This is a genomic window from Mesorhizobium sp. M0030 (assembly GCF_040323695.1).
In the GTDB taxonomy this organism is placed as follows: Bacteria; Pseudomonadota; Alphaproteobacteria; order Rhizobiales; family Rhizobiaceae; genus Mesorhizobium.
This window is the reverse complement of sequence record NZ_JAMYVE010000017.1, coordinates 100,267-106,762: the sequence shown is the minus strand read 5'-3', so window position 1 is coordinate 106,762 and position 6,496 is coordinate 100,267. Positions and strand designations below refer to the sequence as shown.

Here is a 6,496-nt window from a genome sequence, read left to right as displayed (position 1 = left end):
CCGCCCCCCCCCCGGGGGCGCCCCCCCCCCCCGGCCCCCCCCCCCCCCCCCCCCCCCCCCCCCCCCCCCCCGGCGCCCCCCCCCCGCCGCCCGCCCCCCCCCCCCCCCCCGGGCCCGTAGCAAATTACTTGGAAGTCGGGTGGGTCAGGCCTGTTTGTCGGGCCGAACCAGATCCGTGTGGCTGACGCCGAGGGCCAATGCCAGTTCATATATCGTGATGATCGTCGGATTTCTTCGGCCTTTCTCCAAGCCGCTGATGTACTGCTGGCTGAACCCGGAAATCTCGGCAAGCTGCTCCTGCGTCAGACGCTTCCTTAGCCTGATCCTCTGCACATTACGTCCGACCAACCTGCGCATATCCATGCACGACAGCCAGCGGATTAGGCAGCTTGAGTTTATCAACTATAATATGTAATCCACATCGAGCATCTAAATCCGCTGGCGGAGGGGCTTCGCGGAGGCCGTTTTCCGGAGATATAACCAGCGATGTTACAGCCTAAATCGAACACGCCAATTGCCGACGAAGTGCACTGGTCGGACAGCCTCACGGCTTACGATAGAGCGCATTTCACGACTTATATGCGGCTCCTAGACGCCTCCGCCGATGGTGCGAGCGAAGAAGAGATGGCCCACCTGATCCTCGGCATCGATCCAGCACGCGAACCGGAGCGCGCCAGGAGGGTTCTTCGTAGTCATCTCGCCCGTGCGAACTGGATGGTCACAACTGGCTACAAGAAATTGTTCCCCGGCTGAACAATCGCGCTGTGCGCTTCGTTTCGCCTTTCAAGCAAGGAATCCCTGTACTCGTCTTTAAGAGCGCGTGCCGTCCTGGATGGCGCGGCGAACGCCTCCACGCAGATAATCGGCAGGATCTCACCGGCCGGCCTGAACCCGTGGCTCGCCGATCAGGGCTTCGGCATTTCCCCGTTGCACCCCCCGGCAAGCGAACCGCCGAGCGCCTGGAGGACGAAGCAGAGGCGACGGCCACGCGCTTCCGGCGGACACAGGGGTCTGGCATCCACCGTCTCGTTGGAGACGTTGAGATATCCGGCCACGCCGCGGGTGTTCCCGATGTGTGGAGTTCGCCGATCCGCGCGGCCAGCCGGCGAGGCAAAGGATGCGCTCTATGCGCAGATCGGTGAGGGTGACAATTCGGCTGACACAGCGCGACAGGCCAAACTCAATCATACTGCGAAGAGCTCGTAATTGCCAACAGCAACGCCACCCGCTCCCTTCGGGGGCGGATGAGGCAACATCGAGCGCAAAGCGGGTGCTTTCCCGAACGCTCGGTCCCTCGGGCGCCGTCTTTCCTTCCAACAGCACCGGAACGGTGTCGCGAAGTATAGTCGGCCCGCTCGACGGAAGCGGACGCAACCATCGAGACGACCGTCGGAATCTCGCAAAATCGGATAGTGCAGTCTCAACGCGTCGTACGAATCGATCTCCCGCCATTCGTCCGTACATCCGTGGAGCCGCTCCTTGAACGCGGTATCGCAGTGGGTGCATTGCATGTAGTTCGTTGCAAAGTCACCATACCAATCGGGTGCAATAAGTTGCACATGATGGCGTCTGGGAAGGAATGACCCTGCATTGGAGGCGAATGGCCAGCCGAAACAGCCTGTGCACATGCACAGGAGGATCAAAGACGAATTCAGTTTCTCAGAGAAGTGAAGATCGTGAGGAGGCCAGCAGGGCTACGGCCTGATCTTTGGTGTGCACGCCGAGCTTCTTCTTGGCATTGTCGAGGTGGAAAGCGACGGTGCGCGGTTTGATGCCCAAGATGCAGCCGATAGCCCAGGCCGACTTGCCGCGCGCCGCCCATTGCAGGCATTCATATTCGCGAGGTGTCAGCGAAACGCCGTCCACTGTTCGATTGCCGGACAGCTTTCGACGAGCATAAATGTGAAAACATGTCGCCATGAGTTGGAGCGCCTGTTCATATCGCTCAGCAACGCGCAGGAACGCGGAATTGGGCGTATCAGCTGCAAAGGTCATCGCTGCAACACAGCCTCTGCGATCGATAATCGGGACCGTCAAACCGCAGCGGATGCCGAACTCTGCCGCTTCAGCGAACAGCCTTTGCTGAATCTGCGATTTCCCAACGCCACGCAAATCTGATCCCCATGGAAACGGGCAGCCGCCACACCGCGCCCGCATGATGACGGGATCGACTTTCTGATACTGGTTTTGCAGATAGTGCGCGGTCCAGGGAGGCGGATAATTCGAGATCAGCTTGGGCTTGCCACAAGGCTGCAATGGCAAGGACAGATAGGCAAAGGTGAGTAGATCAAGTGGTGCGGCCGCCCCAGCCATGGCATCCCGGAAATCTGTTTCATCGACACTCTCCGACAGCTTTTCCAGGAATGTCTCGAAGAGAAGCGGCATGTCCTTCGTCATTGTTCTGACTCAATCCCTCCCTCCGTCTGCTGCTCGACACCCTGACCTGGAGACCCAACCGTAAGTCGGCCCGCACAACCGCGGCCGGTTTCGCGGGCATTTGCCAGGCTCACCGTCTTTACAGAATGCCGCGACGCTTGCACGATCTTCGCGCCGGTCATCGCCACTTTCTGTTTGTTTCTCAACGGGTTGGTGGGCATATCGACTCGATAATTGGCATGGCTAGCTAAAGGAAAACGTGCAGGGGCCACATTCATGAAGATTGAAAACGCCAATGAGAATCCAGCCGACCTGATGCCGGCTAGCGCGTTTCTCATCGAATCCGGCACAAGTTGACGAGAGTGATCATCAGGTGCGCATCGGCAAACGAGAAGCGGGGACTCCCCTGCCGGTCTGCTCGGGCGGCATCTACGCGCGTACCCCGCATCACGTTGCGTCCATGACCGCGATCGCCTCGCCCAACAACGACTCGTTCACGTCAACGCCCAGCCCTGGCCGACAATCGTCGGGCAGCCGGATTTCGCCCTTCTCGACAAGAAGCGGATTGTTCACAAGCGGCAGTTTTTTGCTTGCGTAGTCGTAAAGTCCGAAGACAATGTTGCGCGGGAGGGTGTGAGCCATATGCGTGACGCACGCCAGCAGGATGCCGGTTCCGTAGTAGTCCTCAACCCGCACAGGCACGCCGAGAATCTTTGCCAGGCTCATGGCTTGCCGGGTGGCCTCAATCCCTCCGATACAGGAAGTTTTGAGGGACGCCACGTCGAGCACCTTGTCCTGAACTGCTTCCAGGAAGCGCCGGGGGCTATCAATCACCTCGTCGAGCATTATGGGGACGCCAGTCCGCTGTGCCACGGCACGACATTCCTCGTAGCTCTCGCAAGGGTTCTCGATCATAGGTGAAAGTTCGCGGACGGCCGAAATTACGCGGATCGCGTCATCGACCAGCCAGGCGCGGTTCGGGTCGTACCAAAGACGCTCGTGGGGCAGAGCAATCTCCTGAACCATCCGTATTGTGGCAATGTCTTCGTGTGGCTCGCCAGCCCCGACCTTGATCTGGAAACGGGAATAACCTTTGGCCCGCTCGGCTTCGAACGCGGCAAGGGTCTGCTCGCGAGTGCCGATCCTTATCACGGTAAGTACGGGGAGGCTCTCCGCCACCCTTCCACCCCACAGGTCGACGAGCGGAAGGCCATGCGCCTTGGCCGCCAAGTCCCACAGGGCCATCTCCAACGCCGTTTTCGCGTTGCCGTGTCCGCGGAGCGCCATCGAGATCTCGCCGATAGTCCTGGCGACTTGACGTGGATCGCGGCCCAGCACGGCTGGGGCGACGTGGCGGATTCCTTCTCTCGCGCCTGCGGAGAGTTCCGGCAGGTAGTATGGCGGCGCTGAGGAGACCTCGCCCCAACCGACTAGGCCGTCGTTCGTTTCAATTTTCACGACCAACACGTCTAGCGCCGGATTGATCGACTGACTTGCCACGTAGCGCGTCAGCTCCATTCCGACGTCGATTGGCACCGAAAAAAGCGTTATCCGTTGGATGCGCATGTTCACTTCCGCTTTAGAGTGATGCCTTTGCCGGCCTCTTCGGGAACCCCGAGTTCTGCGTGCGCGCGACGGACCTTTTCCAGCCGTTCTGCGACGATCGGACGCCATTTGTTGGGCCTTCGCTCGATCAGGTTGAAGGCGAGGCATTTGACTTCATTTGTGGCCGCAAGGACTTCACCGTTTAATTTCCAGATGCGGTGAAACAACACGTAGCGCTTGTCGTCCATGTCAACTAGCTGCGTGGTAACATGGATCGGCGTGCCAAGAGCGAGTTCGTCCACATAGCTGACGCAGTTCTGGACGATAACGTATTCGTGGCCGCCGCGCGCGTCCATAGTGCCTTCGGGACCATTGATCCAGTTCCAGAAAGCCCAGTTGGCGTGGTCGCATATTGTGAGGTAGTGCGCAGTGTTTACGTGCTCGAACACATCGATCCATTCTGGACGGATCTTGGTGCGGAAGAGCAGAAGCGGACTCTCGATGCTATCCGTCCAAGGGATTGGAGCGTCGTATGTTTCGGCCATGGTCAGCGTCCCTTCCATACTGGCGCGCGCTTCTCCGACAGCGCACGGATGCCCTCTGCAGCGTCTTCACTTCCATAGACGCGGCGGTAGACCGGCAGATTGGCCTCGTGCATGACTCGGTAGGCTTCGCGCTCGCTCAAGCCTTGGGTCGCGCGGTCAATCTCCTTGATCGCCTGCAGCGACAGGGGCGCGCATGCGACAACGCGCTCGGCGAGATCGCGGGCCGCATCAATCAGGGACGTGGCCGGGACTATTTCGTTGATTAGTCCCCAGTGCTCGAGTTCACGCGCCGCGACCTGCCGACCGGTCATCATCATTTCCATTGCAACAGCGCGAGGGAGGCGCCGCGGCAAACGGATCACGCCGCCGGCATCGGCGATCAGTCCGATCGCCGCCTCCGTCAACCCGAATTTCGCGTGGTCGGCCGCGACAATCATGTCAGCTGCCAAGGCGAGTTCGAAACCGCCACCCAAAGCCATTCCGTTGACAGCCGCGATGACCGGCTTTTTGAGATCCCAGTACTCGGTGAGACCGCCGAACCCGCCGATGCCCTGGTCTGCGTCGGGCGCTTCCCCCCCGGCCGCGGCCTTGAGGTCCCAGCCGGCTGAGAAGTACCGGTCGCCCCCGCCGGTAATTATGCCGACCGAGAGGCCATCGTCCTTGCACAGCAACCGGAATGCCTCGCCCAACTGTCTCGACGTCGCGGCGTTAATCGCGTTGGCTTTCGGACGGTCTAGCGTGATCTCTAGGACTTGCCCGCGCCTCTCTGTTCTGACCGGCGCGCTCATAGGGCTAACTCCGCCACCCGAACACCCAGAATTTCTTCAACACCTCCGCGCAGATCCCAGGCGCGAATTGGTCCGGGACCTTTGTCCCGCACGGCAACTATCTTAGTTATTTTCATGGCGTGCCCTCGCTGGCCGAAGGCAGCAGCACGAGGCTACCGACGTGCTTTTTCTCGAAGAACTCGGTCTGTGCGGCCCGGATTTCCGCCAATGGCCAGCTCTTCGTGCTGAAGGGCTTGATCTTGCCGGAGACCACCATGTCCATCAACCGAGGGAAAGTTTGCCGCAGGTACACGGTCGATCCGAATAAGGAGAGATTTTTAAGATAGAGCATGCGTAGATCGAGTTCCACCTTTGGTCCGCCGATGGCGCCCGCCGTGACGTACCGCCCGCCGCGCCGCAGGAGCTTGAGAAGATTCGGGAACTTGGCCCCGCCAACGACGTCCGCAACGAGGCTGAGTTTGCGACCACCAGTCCCTTCGAGGACGCGCGCCACGATGTCCTCGCCGTCCCGGTCGATTACATGATCGGCACCCAGGTCGGCGACCGCGGACATCTTGGATGTTCCCGCCACCGCCACCACTTCGGCGCCGATCGCCTTCAGGATCTGGATTAGGAAGGTGCCTACGCCGCCCGACGCTCCAGTCACCAGCGCTAGGTCGCGGGCCTCCGCGCCCGCGATGACCAGCATGTTCATCGCCGTGCCGCCGGAGCAGGGCAGCGTTGCGAGGGCCGCATCCGAGAGCGGCAGATCGTCCGGAACTCTCACCGCGTTGAGCGACGGCACAACGGTGTACTGGGCGAACGCACCGTCGTGCTCCGATCCGAGGAAGCCCGCGCTGTCAAAGCCTTCCACGTCGTCCGGGTCGCGGATATAGGGGTCGCAGACCACGCGTTCACCAACACGGCCAGGCTCAACCCCCGAACCCACCGCGACGATCCGGCCGACGGCATCCGCCCCCTGGATGCGCGGGAAGGTCAATCCTCCTTCCCAGTCGCCCATTCCCTGTTCGGACACGCCGAAACCGTCTTTCCCGCCTTCAGCCGTGGTTCCGGAGTTGACTGCCTGGTTGTACCAGCCGGTGCGCGTGTTGATGTCGGTGTTGTTCATACCCGCGGCGGTGACCCTGACGAGCACCTCGCAGGGACCCGCTTTCGGCACGGCCACGTTGTGCCGGAGTTCGAGCCTGTCGAGCCCCCCGTGCCCGGTCAGGTGCACTGCCGTCATTGTTTTCGGAAGCATGG

General features: G+C 60.9%; 9 protein-coding genes. 1 reads left to right on the top strand and 8 read right to left on the bottom strand.

Going from position 1 to position 6,496, the window contains the following annotated elements; all coding sequences use genetic code 11:
- Nucleotides 1-144: 144 nt before the first annotated feature.
- A complete protein-coding gene (locus tag NKJ80_RS27965) occupies nucleotides 145-363 on the bottom strand; it encodes a helix-turn-helix transcriptional regulator (protein WP_023730016.1) in 219 nt (72 codons plus the stop codon).
- A 123-nt stretch (nucleotides 364-486) separates the two neighbouring features.
- On the opposite strand from NKJ80_RS27965, the gene NKJ80_RS27960 reads away from it, so the two are divergent.
- Nucleotides 487-753: a DNA -binding domain-containing protein gene (locus tag NKJ80_RS27960; RefSeq protein ID WP_352498735.1), complete on the top strand. Its 267-nt coding sequence runs from the start codon at nucleotides 487-489 to the stop codon at nucleotides 751-753.
- A gap of 120 nt (nucleotides 754-873) precedes the next feature.
- Here NKJ80_RS27960 and NKJ80_RS27955 read toward each other — a convergent pair whose 3' ends face one another.
- The 7 genes from NKJ80_RS27955 to NKJ80_RS27925 form a co-directional block, all read right to left on the bottom strand.
- Nucleotides 874-1,452 (bottom strand): acyl-homoserine-lactone synthase, encoded by a 579-nt coding sequence (locus tag NKJ80_RS27955; RefSeq protein WP_352498743.1) that lies wholly within the window; start codon nucleotides 1,450-1,452, stop codon nucleotides 874-876.
- A 207-nt stretch (nucleotides 1,453-1,659) separates the two neighbouring features.
- Nucleotides 1,660-2,385, bottom strand: a complete 726-nt coding sequence (locus NKJ80_RS27950; RefSeq protein ID WP_502902241.1) for a LuxR family transcriptional regulator — start codon at nucleotides 2,383-2,385, stop codon at nucleotides 1,660-1,662.
- A gap of 8 nt (nucleotides 2,386-2,393) precedes the next feature.
- Nucleotides 2,394-2,672 carry a hypothetical protein gene (locus tag NKJ80_RS27945; protein WP_352498733.1) on the bottom strand — a complete coding sequence of 93 codons (279 nt, stop codon included), beginning with the start codon at nucleotides 2,670-2,672 and terminating at the stop codon, nucleotides 2,394-2,396.
- 151 nt (nucleotides 2,673-2,823) lie between these two features.
- On the bottom strand, nucleotides 2,824-3,942 hold the full coding sequence (locus tag NKJ80_RS27940) for a mandelate racemase/muconate lactonizing enzyme family protein (protein ID WP_352498732.1): 1,119 nt from the start codon (nucleotides 3,940-3,942) through the stop codon (nucleotides 2,824-2,826).
- A 2-nt stretch (nucleotides 3,943-3,944) separates the two neighbouring features.
- The gene (locus tag NKJ80_RS27935) at nucleotides 3,945-4,466 is read right to left on the bottom strand and encodes a thioesterase family protein (RefSeq protein WP_352498731.1); all 522 of its coding nucleotides are present in this window, start codon (nucleotides 4,464-4,466) and stop codon (nucleotides 3,945-3,947) included.
- A 2-nt stretch (nucleotides 4,467-4,468) separates the two neighbouring features.
- Nucleotides 4,469-5,254 (bottom strand): enoyl-CoA hydratase-related protein, encoded by a 786-nt coding sequence (locus tag NKJ80_RS27930; RefSeq protein ID WP_352498730.1) that lies wholly within the window; start codon nucleotides 5,252-5,254, stop codon nucleotides 4,469-4,471.
- Nucleotides 5,255-5,366: 112 nt separating this feature from the next.
- A complete protein-coding gene (locus tag NKJ80_RS27925; RefSeq protein WP_352498729.1) occupies nucleotides 5,367-6,494 on the bottom strand; it encodes a zinc-binding dehydrogenase in 1,128 nt (375 codons plus the stop codon).
- Nucleotides 6,495-6,496 lie beyond the last annotated feature (2 nt).